The sequence below is a fragment of the Pseudomonas sp. KCJK8993 genome (assembly GCF_046230915.1).
Classification (GTDB): Bacteria; Pseudomonadota; Gammaproteobacteria; order Pseudomonadales; family Pseudomonadaceae; genus Aquipseudomonas; species Aquipseudomonas piscis.
The window spans coordinates 17340-33773 of record NZ_JBJJLO010000048.1 but is presented as its reverse complement, the minus strand read 5'-3'; the positions used below and the strand labels follow the sequence as shown (position 1 = coordinate 33773).

13 protein-coding genes and 1 pseudogene are annotated in these 16434 nt (G+C 63.7%); 2 read left to right on the top strand and 12 right to left on the bottom strand.

Annotation, left to right across the window (positions count from 1 at the left end; genetic code table 11):
- Window positions 1-98: 98 nt before the first annotated feature.
- Window positions 99-1121: an AraC family transcriptional regulator gene (locus tag ACK6AU_RS16885; protein WP_185700499.1), complete on the bottom strand. Its 1023-nt coding sequence runs from the start codon at window positions 1119-1121 to the stop codon at window positions 99-101.
- 79 nt (window positions 1122-1200) lie between these two features.
- Between ACK6AU_RS16885 and ACK6AU_RS16880 the strand changes: the two genes are divergently transcribed.
- Both ACK6AU_RS16880 and nadA read left to right on the top strand, forming a co-directional pair.
- Window positions 1201-2079: a phytanoyl-CoA dioxygenase family protein gene (locus tag ACK6AU_RS16880; protein WP_409300169.1), complete on the top strand. Its 879-nt coding sequence runs from the start codon at window positions 1201-1203 to the stop codon at window positions 2077-2079.
- A 249-nt stretch (window positions 2080-2328) separates the two neighbouring features.
- The gene (gene nadA / locus ACK6AU_RS16875) at window positions 2329-3387 is read left to right on the top strand and encodes a quinolinate synthase NadA (RefSeq protein ID WP_185700501.1); all 1059 of its coding nucleotides are present in this window, start codon (window positions 2329-2331) and stop codon (window positions 3385-3387) included.
- Window positions 3388-3448: 61 nt separating this feature from the next.
- Here the strand turns inward: nadA and ACK6AU_RS16870 are convergent, their stop codons facing one another.
- From ACK6AU_RS16870 to arcA, 11 genes and pseudogenes are all read right to left on the bottom strand, one after another.
- On the bottom strand, window positions 3449-3937 hold the full coding sequence (locus ACK6AU_RS16870) for an RDD family protein (RefSeq protein WP_185700502.1): 489 nt from the start codon (window positions 3935-3937) through the stop codon (window positions 3449-3451).
- A gap of 96 nt (window positions 3938-4033) precedes the next feature.
- Window positions 4034-4246, bottom strand: coding sequence for a cold-shock protein (locus ACK6AU_RS16865; RefSeq protein WP_007977299.1), 213 nt, complete (start codon window positions 4244-4246; stop codon window positions 4034-4036).
- Between the two features lie 391 nt (window positions 4247-4637).
- Window positions 4638-5762: a glycine cleavage system aminomethyltransferase GcvT gene (gene gcvT, locus ACK6AU_RS16860; protein WP_409300167.1), complete on the bottom strand. Its 1125-nt coding sequence runs from the start codon at window positions 5760-5762 to the stop codon at window positions 4638-4640.
- Window positions 5763-5801: 39 nt separating this feature from the next.
- Window positions 5802-7178 carry an L-serine ammonia-lyase gene (locus ACK6AU_RS16855; RefSeq protein ID WP_185700504.1) on the bottom strand — a complete coding sequence of 459 codons (1377 nt, stop codon included), beginning with the start codon at window positions 7176-7178 and terminating at the stop codon, window positions 5802-5804.
- Between the two features lie 114 nt (window positions 7179-7292).
- Window positions 7293-10142, bottom strand: coding sequence for an aminomethyl-transferring glycine dehydrogenase (gene gcvP, locus ACK6AU_RS16850; protein WP_409300164.1), 2850 nt, complete (start codon window positions 10140-10142; stop codon window positions 7293-7295).
- A gap of 10 nt (window positions 10143-10152) precedes the next feature.
- Window positions 10153-10536, bottom strand: a complete 384-nt coding sequence (gcvH, locus tag ACK6AU_RS16845; RefSeq protein ID WP_185700506.1) for a glycine cleavage system protein GcvH — start codon at window positions 10534-10536, stop codon at window positions 10153-10155.
- 426 nt (window positions 10537-10962) lie between these two features.
- Window positions 10963-12471: pseudogene (locus ACK6AU_RS16840) on the bottom strand (sigma-54-dependent transcriptional regulator).
- Window positions 12472-12630: 159 nt separating this feature from the next.
- Window positions 12631-12990, bottom strand: coding sequence for a DUF5064 family protein (locus ACK6AU_RS16835; protein WP_185700508.1), 360 nt, complete (start codon window positions 12988-12990; stop codon window positions 12631-12633).
- A gap of 69 nt (window positions 12991-13059) precedes the next feature.
- Window positions 13060-13989 (bottom strand): carbamate kinase, encoded by a 930-nt coding sequence (gene arcC, locus ACK6AU_RS16830; protein ID WP_185700509.1) that lies wholly within the window; start codon window positions 13987-13989, stop codon window positions 13060-13062.
- A 62-nt stretch (window positions 13990-14051) separates the two neighbouring features.
- The gene (locus ACK6AU_RS16825; protein ID WP_409300161.1) at window positions 14052-15062 is read right to left on the bottom strand and encodes an ornithine carbamoyltransferase; all 1011 of its coding nucleotides are present in this window, start codon (window positions 15060-15062) and stop codon (window positions 14052-14054) included.
- 77 nt (window positions 15063-15139) lie between these two features.
- Window positions 15140-16396, bottom strand: a complete 1257-nt coding sequence (gene arcA / locus ACK6AU_RS16820; RefSeq protein ID WP_409300159.1) for an arginine deiminase — start codon at window positions 16394-16396, stop codon at window positions 15140-15142.
- Window positions 16397-16434 lie beyond the last annotated feature (38 nt).

Here is a 16434-nt window from a genome sequence, read left to right as displayed (position 1 = left end):
TCATATCGCTACGACCATCGCTCACCAGAGCGATGTAGCCAGGTTCACGAGTCTCGTTGGTGGAGAGCCGCTTGCCGATACCTCGCGCAGGGGAAGAATCAGCCGGTTCTATTCACCCGCCGCCCACCGCGATAGGCTCCTGGCGGAAGCCCAGTCCATTGCTTGAAGGCACGTTGGAACGCACTGGGTTCGGAGTAGCCCAGCAGGTGTGCCAGGTCTGCGACGCTCATCGTTCCGCGTGCCAGTTGGGCGCAGGCCAGGTCGCGCCGCAGGTCTTCGCGGATACCGAGGAAGCTGGTGCCCAGGCTTGCCAGCTTGCGTGCCAGGGTTTGTCGGGAAAGCCCCAGGGCCTGGGCTGCAGCGATCTCGGACAGGCTGGCGAAGGGCTCGGCCGCGCAAAGCAGGCTGCGCAGCTGGGTCTCGAGGTGGGGCGCGGGAGCTTGCGCGATCAGGGTCGGCACCAAGTGGCGGGTGAAACGTGCCACTTCCTCGGGGCGACGCATGATCGGGGCACGCAGGCTGGCCACTGGTAGTTCCAGCAGGGCCCTGGTACCGCACAGGGGCTGGTGGCCGAACAGGAAGCGCGATTGCGGGGCGAACGTGGCGAGTTGCTCGGGAAGGACAATCTGGCGCAACGGCAGGGTTTGCCCTGTGAGCCAGCTTGCGCTGTGCCAGAGCGCCAGTAGCAACATATGGGGCCAGAGCGTGGAGTCGGCCTGGGCTTTTGTTCGGGGAACCAGTACCAAGCGGGCACTGTTGAGGTCCTTTTCCAGCTGCCAGGGCCGTGCACCATCGAACAGTTGGTAAAAACGCGCTGCTTCTTCAAGAGCGTCGGCCAGGGTGGGTAGGTGCACCAGCAGTCGCAGCAATTGCGCGAAGCTTCCCAGCGGGACGGGCCGGGCGAAGAACCCGAAGGCTTCGTCGTGACTGGCTCCTACGGCCAGCCGGCTCAAGGCCCGGTAGGTGAGAGGAGCCAGCCGATGACCGTCACGCAGCATCTCCCTGGACAACCCGCAGCGTTGCAGCAGGGCGTCGTGGGTGGTTGCATCCAGGCGCAACTGGGCCAGCAGTTCGCGGGCAAAGCGGGCGGGAATGGTCGGGGCAACGATCCAGTCGGTCATGTCAGTTGAGGCAAAGCGTCATTGGCGGTTGCGCCAGGGTCCTACAAATTGATGCGACCTACCACCCGGGAGCAGCGCAATGAATAACAAGACCTTGCCCGAGCAGCACGACTACATGCACAGCGGTTATGCCAGGACCCATCCCTCGACCGCCGGCAGCCAGGAAGCCGTGGCACCGGCGCTGCTGGAAAACCTTGTCAGGGACTTGCAGCGCGATGGCTTCGTGGTGCTCGAGCGCCTGTTCGATGAGCAGCAGGTGGATGAGATGCGCAGGGCGCTTGGTGGGCTCTTTTCGCATCACACCGGACGCAATGCCTTCGAGGGCATGCGTACCCAGCGTTTGTATGCGGTGATCGCCAAGACCTTGGCTTGCAACCCTCTGGTGGAGCATCCGCTGGTGCTCGGACTGCTGGATCGGATCCTGGCACCGAACTACCTGCTGTCCCAACTGCAGGCCATCAATATCCTGCCGGGAGAGTCCGCGCAGAGCCTGCATTACGATGATGCGTTCTATCCGATGGCGCGTCCGCGGCCACCTTATGGCGCAGCCACGGTCATGGCGGTGGATGACTTCACCGCGGACAACGGCGCCACCCTGGTCATCCCCGGTAGCCATCTCTGGGATGGTCGCCTACCCACCGAGGCGGAGCGGGCCTGCGCGCAACCGGTGGTGATGCCCAAGGGATCGGTGGTGTTCTTTCTCGGCACGCTCTGGCATGGCGGTGGCGCCAATCGCAGCCAGGTACCGCGCTTGGCCCTGACGGCACAGTATTGCGAGCCCTGGGCACGCCAGCAGGAGAACTTCAGCCTGTCGATCCCGCGCGATACCGTGCGCCAGTGCAGCGAACACATCCAGCGTTTGCTGGGCTACTCGATCCATGCGCCGTTCATGGGCATGGTCAATGGCATGCATCCCAAGCGGGTACTGGAGGAGCCCTCCAGCTTGGGCGCCGACTGAGTGCCAATGGCCGTTGGCCCGGTCGAGCCGCTAGCCGGGCCAACAGCGTTTTGCCCGTCAGTCGGTATGCACTGTGAAGATCAGCCGGCGGACAGAATAAACTTTTGAATACCCGGGATATTCTGTAGCCTTGCGCGGCTCCAACGTTGTCCGTGCCTGATGAACTCACTCTCCCGGCGGGGCCCTGAGCGGTCCGGAGCCGGTGGTATACTCGACTTTCGCGCCCAAGCGCCTGCAGGTCTTGCGAACATGACGCAAATTTCCGAACGCCTTCTGGTTCAAGCCCACCTCGACGCCAAGCAACCCGTGCCGTTGAGTGCCGAGCAAGAAGCCCATTTCCGTACCGCCATCGCGGCTGAGCTCAAGGCCCAGGACGCGGTGCTGGTTGCCCACTTCTATTGCGATCCGGTGATCCAGGCCCTGGCCGAAGAGACCGGTGGCTGTGTTTCCGACTCCCTGGAAATGGCCCGTTTCGGCAATGCCCATCCGGCCAAGACCGTGGTGGTGGCCGGGGTGCGCTTCATGGGCGAGACGGCGAAGATCCTCAACCCCGAAAAACGCGTGCTCATGCCGACCCTGGAAGCCACCTGTTCCCTGGACCTGGGGTGCCCGGTGGATGAGTTCTCGGCGTTCTGCGACCAGCATCCCGAGCGCACCGTGGTGGTGTATGCCAACACCTCCGCTGCGGTGAAGGCCCGGGCCGACTGGGTGGTGACTTCCAGCTGCGCCCTGGAGATCGTCGAGAGCCTGATGGACAACGGCGAGAAGATCATCTGGGGGCCCGACAAGCACCTGGGCACCTACATCCAGCGCCAGACCGGCGCCGACATGCTGCTGTGGGACGGTGCCTGCATCGTCCACGAAGAGTTCAAGTCCAAGCAGCTCGAAGACATGCGGGCGTTGTATCCGGATGCGGCGATCCTGGTGCACCCGGAGTCGCCCAGCTCGGTGATCGAACTGGCCGATGCGGTGGGTTCCACCAGCCAGTTGATCGCTGCGGCGCAGCGCCTGCCGAACAAGACCTTCATCGTCGCCACCGACCGCGGCATTTTCTACAAGATGCAGCAGCTGTGTCCGGACAAGGTGTTCATCGAGGCACCTACTGCGGGCAACGGCGCGGCCTGCCGCAGTTGTGCCCACTGTCCGTGGATGGCCATGAACACCCTGGAGCGTACCCTGCATTGCCTGCAGCAGGGCAGCAACGAGATCCATGTGGACCCGGCGCTGATCCCCAACGCCATCCGCCCGCTCAAGCGCATGCTGGATTTCACCCAGGCCGCGCGGATGAAGCTGGCCGGCAACGCCTGAGGCTGTTGTCACGGACAAGAAAACGCCCCGATCCGTCGGGGCGTTTTTCATTGGGGACGGATTATTTCTTCCGCTTGGGGATGCGCACCAACTGGGTGTTGGAATAGATGTCGTGCCAGCTGCGTTTCTGCTTGTCCACCAGCACCCAGAAAAAGCCCAGGCCGGCACATAGCCAGGAGGCGATGGACACCATGAAGCGCAGCAGCGCTTGCCACAGGCTGATACGGCTGCCGTCGGCGTTCTGTACCCGGATGCCCCAGACCTGCATGCCCAGGGTCTGGCCGGAGTGGGTCCAGAACTTGGCGAAGAAACCGAACAGCACGAACAACAGGACCGTGGAGTACAGCGGATCACCATCCAGGGCCCCGGACTCGGTCAGGGCGCGCATGCGGGTTTCGCCAATGATCTGCATCTGGATCAGCTTGTAGATGCCGCCCGTGACGATCAGCAGGGCGACGCACAACAGGAAGTCATAGAACATCGCTGCCAGGCGACGGCCCAGGCCGGCGGCGGGGTATTCGCCCTGGGGGCTTAGCAGGTGTTTGGGCATGACAGGCTCTCGTCTGGAAAAAGAAGCCATTTTACGGATTTGCGCGCACAAAAAAGCCCCTGATGTCAGCATCAGGGGCTTTTTCGTTGCAGACGATTAAGCTTCAGCTTGTACTTCGTCAGCCTGCATGCCTTTCTGGCCTTGCACAGCGATGAAGGTCACTTTCTGGCCTTCTTTCAGGCTCTTGAAGCCGTTACCTTGAATGGCGCGGAAGTGTACGAACAGATCCGGACCGCTCTCTGGAGTGATAAAACCAAAACCTTTCTCGTCGTTAAACCACTTGACGGTACCGCTCTGACGTTGGGACATTTCTTATTTCCTTTGACGCTAAAAAATTAATGACAGTCTCTTCCTTGGGGAAGAGTACTGGGCTGGGTTGCAGGAAAGTAAGAGACGTCGAACGGGTGTAGCAAACTTGTTAGCTACTGCCCAGGTCACGATTCCAAGCGACCCATGCAAACACAGTGGGGAGACTCTACGCCAACTATGGGAGAAAAAACAAGCCCCGCGAAGCCCCGGTTTTACACAGCTTGCCGAGGTTTGGCGGAACTAGCGTGCACGGCTTATTCGATAGAGTTGTTCAATTGTTTTCGAGCGTTATAAGTGCCTTTCAGTATCGAAAATATGCACTGTTTTATGGCGGTGGCGTTACAGATTAGTGCACTTTTAACGCAACCGCGTTACTTATAGAAACAGTCGTTTAGCCGCGATAGTAGCGTTGAGGCACGAATGGCATTTTGCTTACAAGCATTGGCACCTTTTTCCCACGAACTATTGCGCAAACCTGCGTGTCGAGCGCTGTGTACCGGATATCCAGGTAACCCATGGCCAGCGGGCCGCCCAGGGTCGGGCCGAAACCGCCGCTGCAGACACTGCCGATGATATTGCCGTCGGCATCGACGATTTCCGCACCTTCGCGAACCGGCGTGCGCTCCTGGGGCAGCAGGCCGACACGCTTGCGCGCCACGCCCTCTTGCTGCTGGGCGAAGATCACTGCGGCACCGGGGAAGCCACCCGCCCGTGGGCCATCGGCCCGACGGGCCTTGGAGATGGCCCAGAGCAGGCTGGCCTGGATCGGCGTGGTCTGTTCGTTCATGTCATGGCCATAGAGGCAAAGGCCGGCTTCCAGGCGCAGCGAATCGCGGGCGCCGAGGCCGATCGGGGCCACTTCCGGTTCGGCCAGCAGGGCGCGGGCGATCTTCTCGGCCTGGGCCGTGGGGATCGAGATTTCGAAGCCGTCTTCGCCGGTGTAGCCCGAACGACTGACGAAGCAGTCGACGCCCAGCAGCGTCACCGGCTTGAACTGCATGAAGGTCATCTGCGCCACTTGCGGCGCCAGGCGCGCCAGCACGGTGACTGCCGCCGGGCCTTGCAGGGCCAGCAGGGCACGCTCCTCGAACAGCGGCTGGATCTCGCACTGCTCGCCAATGTGCCGGCGCAGGTGGGCCAGGTCCTGGTCCTTGCAGGCGGCGTTGACCACCAGGAACAGTTGCTCGTCGCCCAGGTTGGCCACCATCAGGTCGTCGAGAATGCCGCCTTGTTCATTGGTGAACATGGCGTAGCGCTGCATGCCCACCGGCAGGTCGATGATATCCACCGGCACCAGGGTCTCCAGGGCCTGGGCGGCGTTGGCGCCGCGCAGCAGGATCTGGCCCATGTGGGACACATCGAACAGCCCGGCCTGCTCGCGGCTGTGCTGGTGTTCCTTCATCACGCCCAATGGGTACTGCACCGGCATGTCGTAGCCGGCGAACGGCACCATGCGCGCGCCGAGTTCCAGGTGCAGGCTGTGCAATGGGGTTTTCAACAGTGTTTGGGTGGACATGGCGACTCCTGAAAAATGGACCGAGACCCAGTGTGGGTATCAGCACTCGATGATGTTCACGGCCAGACCGCCACGGGCGGTCTCCTTGTATTTGCTTTTCATGTCGGCGCCGGTCTGGCGCATGGTGCGGATGACCTTGTCCAGGGACACGAAGTGCTGCCCGTCTCCGCGCAAGGCCATGCGCACCGCGTTGATGGCTTTCACCGAACCCATGGCGTTGCGCTCGATGCAGGGCACCTGCACCAGCCCGCCGATGGGATCGCAGGTCAGCCCGAGGTTGTGCTCCATGCCGATTTCCGCGGCGTTCTCCACTTGCTGCACGCTGCCGCCCAGGACTTCGCACAGGGCACCGGCGGCCATCGAGCAGGCCACGCCCACTTCACCCTGGCAGCCGACTTCGGCGCCGGAGATCGAGGCGTTTTCCTTGTACAGGATGCCGATGGCGGCGGCAGTCAGGAGAAAACGCACCACCCCGTCCTCGTTGGCCCCGGGAATGAAGCGCATGTAGTAGTGCAGGACCGCCGGGATGATGCCGGCCGCGCCGTTGGTGGGGGCGGTGACCACCCGACCGCCATTGGCGTTTTCCTCGTTGACCGCCAGGGCGTAGAGGTTGACCCAATCCAGTACCGACAGCGCATCGCGCAGCGCGGCTTCCGGGTGCTTGCACAACTGCCGGTACAGGGCCGGGGCCCGGCGCTTGACCTTGAGCCCGCCAGGCAATATCCCTTCATGCCGGCAGCCGGCATCCACGCAATCCTGCATGACCTGCCAGATCTTCAGCAGGCCCTCGCGGGTCTGGGCTTCCGGGCGCCAGGCGCTTTCGTTGCCCAGCATCACCTGGCTGATGGACAGGCCGTAGGTGCTGCAATGCTGCATCAGCTCCCGGGCGGTCTTGAAAGGAAAGGTCAGTGGCGTGGCGTCCTCGACGATGCGGTCGGCGCCGGCGGCGTCTTCATCGACGACGAAACCTCCGCCCACGGAGTAGTACTCGCGGCTGCGGATCTGCAATCCGGCGCTATCGAAGGCACGGAAGATCATGCCGTTGGGGTGATAGGGCAGGGGCTTGCGGATCAGCGCCAGGTGTTCTTTCTCGTTGAACGCGATGCGCTGTTCGCCGAGCAGGTTGATGCTTGCGCTGCTGCGTATCGCGTGCAGGCGAGCGCCGATGCTTTCGGTATCCACGGTGTCCGGGTGTTCGCCTTCCAGGCCCAGCAGCACGGCCTTGTCGCTGCCGTGGCCCTTGCCGGTGGCGCCCAGCGAGCCATACAGCTCGACCTTGACGCTGGCGGTGGCGGCCAGCAGCTGTTCACGGCGCAAGCCCTCGACGAAGCGCGCGGCTGCGCGCATCGGGCCGACGGTGTGGGAGCTGGAGGGGCCGATGCCGATCTTGAACAGGTCGAACACGCTCAGGGACATGTTGGTTCTCCGGTTTCTTGTTATAGCGGCAGCTGTAAGCCGCAAGCCGCAAGCCGCAAGTCAGAAGTCGGGCAACTCTTGCTTGCAGCTTGAGGCTATTAGCTTGTGGCTGCCTTAAGCGTAGTTTTCGATCGACGGGCAGGCGCACACCAGGTTGCGGTCGCCGAACACGTTGTCGACCCGGCCCACCGGTGGCCAGTACTTGCCTTCGACCAGCGACGCCACCGGATACACCGCCTGCTCGCGGCTGTACGGGTGCGTCCACTCGCCCACCAGTTCCGCCGCAGTGTGCGGAGCGTTCTTCAGTGGATTGTCATCCTTGTCCAGGGTGCCGTTCTCCACGGCGCGGATCTCCTCGCGGATGCGGATCATGGCGTCGCAGAAACGATCCAGTTCTTCCTTGGACTCGCTTTCGGTCGGTTCGATCATCAGCGTGCCGGCCACCGGGAACGACATGGTCGGGGCATGGAAGCCGAAGTCGATCAGGCGCTTGGCCACGTCGTCGACGCTGATGCCGCTGCTGTCCTTGAGTGGACGCAGGTCGAGGATGCATTCGTGGGCCACCAGGCCGTTGCTACCGGTATAGAGCACGGGGTAGTGCTCTTCCAGGCGCCGGGCGATGTAGTTGGCGCTGAGGATCGCCAATTGCGAGGCACGCTTGAGCCCGGCACCGCCCATCATGCGGATGTACATCCAGGTGATCGGCAGGATGCTGGCGCTGCCGAAAGGCGCGGCGCTGACGGCGCCCTGCTTGTTGTCCAGCACCGCGTGGCCCGGCATGAACGGTGCCAGGTGCGACTTGACGCCGATCGGGCCGACACCCGGGCCGCCACCGCCATGGGGAATGCAGAAGGTCTTGTGCAGGTTCAGGTGGGACACGTCGCCGCCGAACTTGCCCGGGGCGCAGAGGCCGACCATGGCGTTCATGTTGGCGCCGTCGATGTACACCTGGCCGCCATTGTCATGAATGATGCCGCAGATCTCGCGGATGCCTTCCTCGAACACGCCGTGGGTCGACGGGTAGGTGATCATCAGCGCGGCCAGGTGCTCACGATGCTCGATGGCCTTGGCTCGCAGGTCCTCGATATCCACGTTGCCCCGGGCGTCGCAGGCGGTGACCACCACGCGCATGCCGGCCATGTTGGCGGTGGCCGGGTTGGTGCCGTGGGCCGAGGATGGAATCAGGCAGATATCGCGGCGGCCTTCGCCACGGCTCTGGTGATAGGCACGGATCGCCAGCAGGCCGGCGTACTCGCCCTGGGAGCCGGCGTTGGGCTGCAGCGACACGGCGTCATAGCCCGTGGCGGCGCAGAGCATCGCCTCCAGTTCGTCGGTCAGTTGCTGGTAGCCGGCGCTTTGCTCGGTCGGGGCGAAGGGGTGCAACGCGCCGAACTCGGCCCAGGTGATCGGGATCATCTCGCTGGCGGCGTTGAGCTTCATGGTGCACGAGCCCAGCGGGATCATGGTGCGATCCAGGGCCAGGTCCTTGTCCGCCAGCTTGCGCAGGTAGCGCATCAGCTCGGTTTCCGAGTGGTAGCGGTTGAACACCGGGTGGCTGAGGATCGCCGACTGGCGTACCAGCGCCGCTGGAATGCGGCTGGAGACGGCCTGGGCCACGCTGGCGAAGTCCGGTACCGGCTTGCCTTCGGCCAGCAGCTGCCACAGGGTTTCGACGTCGGCCTGGGAGCAGGTCTCGTCCAGGGACAGGCCCAGGCGCTCGGCGTCGATCACCCGCAGGTTGATGCGCTGCGCACGCGCTTGTTCATGCAATGCGCCAGTGCGGGCGCCGGTGTGCAGGCTCAGGGTATCGAAGAAGTCCTGCTGTTCCGGGGCCAGGCCGAGTTGCGCCAGGCCCTGGGCGAGGATCGCGGTCAGCTGGTGGATGCGCTGGGCGATCTGCACCAGGCCCTTGGGACCATGGTACACGGCATACATGCTGGCGATGTTGGCCAGCAGGACCTGGGCGGTGCAGATGTTGCTGGTGGCCTTCTCGCGACGGATGTGCTGTTCGCGGGTCTGCATGGCCAGGCGCAGCGCCGGCTTGCCGAAACGGTCCACCGAGACGCCGACCAGGCGGCCAGGCATGTCGCGCTTGAACGCATCGCGCGTGGAGAAATAGGCCGCGTGCGGGCCACCGAAGCCCAGTGGCACGCCAAAGCGCTGGGCGCTGCCGATGGCTACGTCGGCGCCGAATTCGCCCGGCGGGGTCAACAGGGTCAGGGCCAGCAGGTCGGCGGCCACGGCCACCAGGGCATTGGCCCCATGGAAACGTTCGGCCAGCTCACGGTAGTCGAACAGGTCGCCATTGCTGGCCGGGTATTGCAGCAGGGCGCCGAAGAACGGGCTGACATCGGTCAGCTGGCGTTCGTCGCCCACCACCACTTCGATGCCCAGGGGTTCGGCGCGGGTGCGCAGTACGTCCAGGGTCTGCGGGTGGCAATGCACGGAGGCGAAGAAGGCATGGCTGCCCTTGTTCTTGCTCAGGCGCTTGCAGAAGGTCATGGCCTCGGCGGCGGCGGTGCCTTCGTCGAGCAAGGATGCGTTGGCGATCGGCAGGCCGGTCAGGTCGCTGATCAGGGTCTGGAAGTTCAGCAGGGCTTCCAGGCGGCCTTGGGAGATCTCTGGCTGGTATGGGGTATAGGCGGTGTACCAGGCCGGGTTTTCCAGCAGGTTGCGCAGGATCGGCGAAGGCGTATGGCAGCTGTAGTAGCCCTGGCCGATGTAGGTCTTGAACAGCTGGTTGTTGGCGGCGATGGCCTTGATCGAAGCCAGGGCATCGGCTTCGCTCTGGCCGGCGCCGAGTTCCAGCACGCTGGTGCCCTTGATGCTCTCGGGGATCACGCTGGCGCTCAGGGCTTCCAGGGAGTCGAAGCCCAGGCGGTTGAGCATGGCTTGCTCGTCGTCCTGGCGTGGGCCGATATGGCGGCTGATGAATTCGTTGGCGGTGGTGAGGTTGACGGTCATCACGGATTCCTCAGGCTTGGGCGTTGGCTTTGATCAGGCGGTCGTAGGCGTCCTGGTCGAGCAGTTGGCCAACAGTGCCGGCATCGGCAGGAATGAAGCGGAAGAACCAGCCTTCGCCCAGCGGGTCTTCGTTGACCAGTTCCGGGCGGTCTTCCAGGGCCGGGTTGATGGCGACCACTTCGCCGTCCAGGGGCATGTACACGCCGCTGGCAGCCTTCACCGATTCCACGGTGGCGGCTTCGGCGCCCTTGTCGTAGCCCTGCAATTCGGGCAGTTGCACGAACACCACATCGCCCAGGGCGTTCTGCGCGAAAGCCGTGATGCCAACGGTGACGCTGCCATCGGCTTCAGCACGCAGCCATTCGTGATCTTCGGTAAAACGCAACTCGCTCATGGAAACTCCTCAGGGGCCAGATTTCGTCTGGTGGACGCGATTGAATGCTCGTGCGGGGCCGAGCCGAATGGCGATATCCATAGCAAGAACATGGCCAATTTTTATTTATTCTTTATAAATCAATGGCTTGAGTTATTTTGGCGAGCAAATGACTGGATCGGCTGTAGCGAAATCGCTACAGCCCTGGCTGCGAAAAAAACGCTTTGGGGATCAAAGTCTTGGAGAACAGAGGCTTGGCGCGGCTGTAGCGATATCGTTCCGCTGTAGCGCTTTCAGTACAGATGGAGGTCGCTTTTCGCCCGTTTTTTGTAGGAGCGCAGCTTGCTCGCGATAGAGGCCGAGGGCGCTGCGCAGGCTCCAGGCATCGCGGCGTCGTTGAGATTTTCGCGAGCGAGCTTCGCTGCTAAAGAAGCAGTGCAGTCTGCTTCAGGGCTTGCCGGGGATACCGTACTTGCGCAGGCGATGGGCGATGGCGGTGTGGGAGGTCTGCAGGCGGTTGGCCAGCTGCCGGGGCGAGGGGGAATGGGCATAAAGGCTTTCCAGCAGCTCTTTCTCGAAACCTTCCACCGCCTGCTCCAGGCTCTCGACCTCGGCATCGTTCTGGCGCGCCACCGAGGTCCCGGCGATGTCCAGGTCGCCGATGTCCACCAGGTTGCCGTCGCAGATCGCCGCCGCGCGAAAGATCACGTTCTGCAGCTGGCGCACATTGCCCGGCCAGCGGTTGCCCAGCAGCGCTGGGTAGGTGCCCGGGGTCAGCCGGCATACCGGGCGCTGGATCTGGGTGCAGGCCTGCTGCATGAAGTAGCGGGCCAGCAACAGGATGTCCTGGCCGCGTTCGCGCAATGGCGGTACTTGGATGGTCAGCACATTGAGGCGGTAGAACAGGTCCTCGCGGAAGCTGCCCTCGGCGACCATTTTCTCCAGGTCGCGATGGGTAGCGCTGAGGATGCGCACATCGACCTTGATCTCGCGGTCGCCACCGACCCGGCGAAAGCTGCCGTCGTTGCGAAAGCGCAGCTACTTGGCTTGCAGGTAGGGCGACATCTCGCCAATTTCATCGAGGAATACCGTGCCCTGGTTGGCCAGTTCCATCAGCCCTGGCTTGCCCCCGCGCTGGGCTCCGGTGAAGGCGCCGGGGGCATAACCGAACAACTCGCTCTCGGCGAGGTTTTCCGGCAGCGCCGCGCAGTTCAGGGCCAGGAACGGCGCGCTATGGCGAGCGCTGATGGCGTGGCAGGCGCGGGCCACCAGTTCCTTGCCGGTGCCGGTTTCACCCTGGATCAGCAACGGCGCATCCAGGGCCGCGACCCGTTGCGCCCGAGCCTTGAGGGTGCGGATCGCCGGCGACTCGCCGAGCAGGGCATCGAAGCCCTCGGCATGATCGTGGTGCAGGGCCGACAACTGCTCGCCGATGCGATTGGGCTGGTACAGGGTCAGCAGGGCGCCGGCATCGGTGATGGGCATGGCGTCGAGCAACAAGGTCTGGCCATTGACCGTGACCTCCCGCAGCGGCAGGCGAAACCCCTGTTCCAGCAGCGTAGCCAGCAGGCCGGGGTCGGCGAACAGCTCGGCCACGCTTTCTCCCGCAGGCTCGCGGCCGTACAGGGCCACCAGCGCCGGGTTGGCCAGCAGCACCTTGCCGGCGCTGTCCAGGGCCAGCACCGGGTCGGTCATGGCGGCCAGCAGGGCATCGAGCTGCAGGTGGCGGCGTTGCCCGGGGAGGATGTCGACCACCGTCACCGCTTGCACGCCGCGCACGTTGAACAGGGCGTCGCGCAGTTCATCCAGGACTTGCGGGCTCAGGGTCGGGGCGTCGATGTAGACGTTGGGCGGCACCATTTCCACCGCATCCAGGTTGAGGTTGCGCCCGCCCAGCAGGGCCAGGACTTCCTGGGTGATGCCGACGCGGTCGATGAAGCTGACGTGGATACGCATGGGGGTGGCGGAGGGTTCTGGGGCACTGGAGGGGTGCCAGTATGCCTTGGGCGCGGGGCTTAGTCGAAATCGCCGTGGCCGGCGCCGGCGCAAGGTCCGGGGCAGGTGCGCAAGTCTGCCGGCGTGACTGGCGCCGGCAGGCTGGCAACTGCCCGGGGCTTATTCCAGGTGTTCGGGATTCATCGGGTCGCCGGACTTGATGTCCAGTTGCTTGCGCACGTCTTCGAACATTTCGTCGTAGTACTTGTGCAGGGAAGAGATATTGGCGCTCTTGGGCATCCCGTGTTGCTGGGCGATACGCGCGGCATGGCGAGCGAAATCGAAGGCCTGGTCCTTGGCCAGGAAGAACTGTTCCTTGAGGGGCTTGTCCTCGATGGTGCCGTGCAGGGTGAACTGCATGCCCCGGCCCTCCTTGGGGTCCTGGGCCAGTTCGTAGTCGATGCACAGGTTGTAGCTGTAGTCGTCCTTGTTCAGCGCATGGCGCTCGATATGCAGGTGACCGGGCTCAAACATGGCCATAGGCGTTGTCCTCCTGGGCGTTGAAGAAGGGACAGGCCGCGGGCCTGCCCGTATTCTGGCAGCGGGCGTCTACAGGTAGCTGATGCCGGGTTTCGCCGTGCTGATGCGCGTGCCGGCCTGGCCCTGGACGATGGCTTCGATGTCCGAGAGTGAACCGATCACCGCGACTTTTCCAGTCTGCCGGGCGAATTCGCAGGCCGCCTGGACCTTGGGGCCCATGGAGCCGGCGGCAAAGCCCAGCTTCTCGATTTCGTCCGGATGGGCCTGGGCGATGGCCTTCTGGGTCGGCTTGCCGAAGTCGACGAACGCCGCGTTGACGTCGGTGGCGATCACCAGCAGGTCGGCTTCCAGTTGTCGGGCCAGCAGTGCCGAGCACAGGTCCTTGTCGATCACCGCCTCGATGCCCTTGAGCTTGCCGTCCTCGCCATACAGGGTCGGGATGCCGCCACCGCCGGCGCAGATCACGATGCTGCTTTTCTCCAGCAGCCACTTGATCGGGCGGATCTCGAAGATGCGCTTGGGTTTCGGGCTCGCCACCACGCGGCGGAACTTGTCGCCGTCCGCAGCGATGGCCCAGCCTTTTTCCTTGGCCAGGCGCTCGGCTTCTTCCTTGTCATAGACCGGGCCGATGGGCTTGGTCGGGTTCTTGAATGCCGGGTCCTTGGCGTCCACTTCCACCTGGGTCAGCAGGGTGGCGAACGGCACCTCGAAGTCCAGCAGGTTGCCCAGTTCCTGTTCGATGATGTAGCCGATCATGCCCTCGGTCTCGGCCCCGAGCACGTCCAGCGGGTAGGGCGAGACCTGGGTGTAGGCCGCCGCCTGCAGCGACAGCAGCCCCACTTGCGGACCATTGCCGTGGGCGATCACCAGCTGGTTGCCGGGATGGATCTTGGCGATCTGTTCGGTGGCGATGCGGATGTTGGCGCGCTGGTTGTCCGCGGTCATGGGCTCACCACGGCGGAGCAGGGCGTTACCGCCCAATGCAACGACGATACGCATAATGCAGTCCTTCTAGAGTCCGGTGCCGGCGCTACCTGGGCAGCGCCGGTGCCGAAGGGGAATTACAGGTCGGCCAGGGTCGAGACCAGGATCGCCTTGATGGTGTGCATGCGGTTCTCCGCCTGCTCGAAGGCGATGCAGGCCGGGGACTCGAATACGTCATCGGTGACTTCGATGCCGTTGGCCAGGTGCGGATATTGCTCGGCGATCTGCTTGCCGACCTTGGTGTCGCTGTTGTGGAAGGCCGGCAGGCAGTGCATGAACTTGGTCCGTGGGTTGCCGGTGGCCTTCATCAGCTGGGCGTTGACCTGGTAGGGCAGCAGTTGCTCGATGCGCTCGGCCCAGGCTTCCACCGGCTCGCCCATGGAGACCCAGACGTCGGTGTGGATGAAGTCCACGCCCTTGACCGCGGCTTTCGGGTCCTCGGTGAGGGTGATGCGCGCACCGCTTTCCTCAGCGTATTTCTTGCAGCGCTCGACCAGGTCGTCATGGGGCCACAGGGCCTTGGGCGCGCAGATGCGCACGTCCATGCCGAGCTTGGCGCCCACCAGCAGCAGCGAGTTGCCCATGTTGTTGCGAGCATCGCCCAGGTAGGCGTAGCTGATCTCGTGGATCGGCTTGTCGGCGTGCTCACGCATGGTCAGCACGTCGGCGATCATCTGGGTCGGGTGGTATTCGTCGGTCAGGCCGTTGAACACCGGCACCCCGGCGAACTTCGCCAGTTCCTCGACGATCTCCTGCTTGAAGCCGCGATACTCGATGGCGTCGTACATGCGCCCCAGCACCCGGGCGGTGTCCTTCATGCTTTCCTTGTGGCCGATCTGCGAGGAGTTGGGGTCGATGTAGGTGACGTTGGCCCCTTGGTCATAGGCCGCTACCTCGAAGGCGCAGCGGGTACGGGTGGAGGTCTTTTCGAAGATCAGGGCGATGTTGTTGCCCTTCAGGTGCTGCTGCTCGGTGCCGGTGTACTTGGCGCGCTTGAGATCGCGGGACAGGTCCAGCAGGTAGCGCAGCTCACGCGGGGTGTGGTGTTCCAGGCTCAGCAGGTTGCGGTTGTGGATGTTGAAGGCCATGGTGATTTTCCTCGAATTCGCTGATCGGCCCGACCGGCGCCGGGCAGGCGCGGTCGGACAGTGGGTCGTCTAAAGGCTCAGTAGTCGATCGGGTCGCGCACGATCGGGCAGGTCATGCAATGGCCACCGCCACGGCCGCGGCCCAGTTCGCCGGCGCTGATGGTGATGACTTCCACGCCGGCCTTGCGCAGCAGGGTGTTGGTGTAGGTGTTGCGGTCGTAGCCGATGACCACGCCGGGCTCCACGGCCACCACGTTGTTGCCGTCGTCCCATTGCTCGCGTTCGGCGGCGAAGCTGTTGCCGCCGGTCTCCACGACCCGCAGGGCCTTGAGGTTGAGGGCGGCGGCCACGGTGTCGAGGAAGTTGGTCTTCTCGCGCTGGATAGCGATGCCGTGGGGCTTGCTCTCGTCAGGGCGCAGGGTGAAAGGAACGATCTGATTGACCACTTCGGGGAAGATGGTGACCAGGTCGCGGTCGCAGAAACTGAACACGGTGTCCAGGTGCATCGCTGCGCGGGATTTCGGCAGGCCGGCAACGATCACCCGCTCCACGGCCTTGTTCTTGAACAGGTTGCGCGCCAGTTGGCCGATGGCCTGGTGGGACGAACGCTCGCCCATGCCGATCAGGACCACGCCGTTGCCAATGGGCATGACGTCACCGCCTTCCAGGGTGGAGGCACCATGTTCCTGGTCGGGGTCGCCGTACCAGATCTGGAAGTCGGCGTTGGTGAACTCGGGGTGGAACTTGTAGATGGCGGTGGTCAGCAGGGTTTCCTGGCGTCGCGCCGGCCAGTACATGGGGTTGAGCGTCACGCCGCCATAGATCCAGCAGGTGGTATCGCGGGTGAACTGGGTGTTGGGCAGCGGCGGCAGGATGAAGCTGGCGTGGCCGAGGAAGTCGCGGAACATCTCGATGGGCCTGCCGCCGAAGCTGCTGGGCAGGTCGTCGGCCGAGACCCCGCCGATGAGGAATTCGGCGATCTTGCGCGGCTCCAGGCTGCGCAACCACGAGCCGACTTCCTCCACCAGCCCCAGGCCCACGGTGTTGGCGGTGATCTTGCGCTCCAGGATCCAGTCCAGGGCTTCGGGGATGGCGACGATGTCGGTCAGCAGGTTGTGCATCTCCAGCACATCGATATCCCGCTCGCGCATCTTGGTGACGAAGTCGAAGTGATCGCGCTTGGCCTGGGCCACCCACAGCACGTCGTCGAACAGCAGTTCATCGCAGTTGTTCGGAGTCAGCCGCTGATGGGCCAGGCCTGGGGAGCAAACCATGACTTTGCGCAGTTTGCCGGCTTCGGAATGGACGCCGTACTTAACTTTTTCCGTGGTCATTACTGTGATCCTCCAGAGACAAAACAATCAGGGGGTGT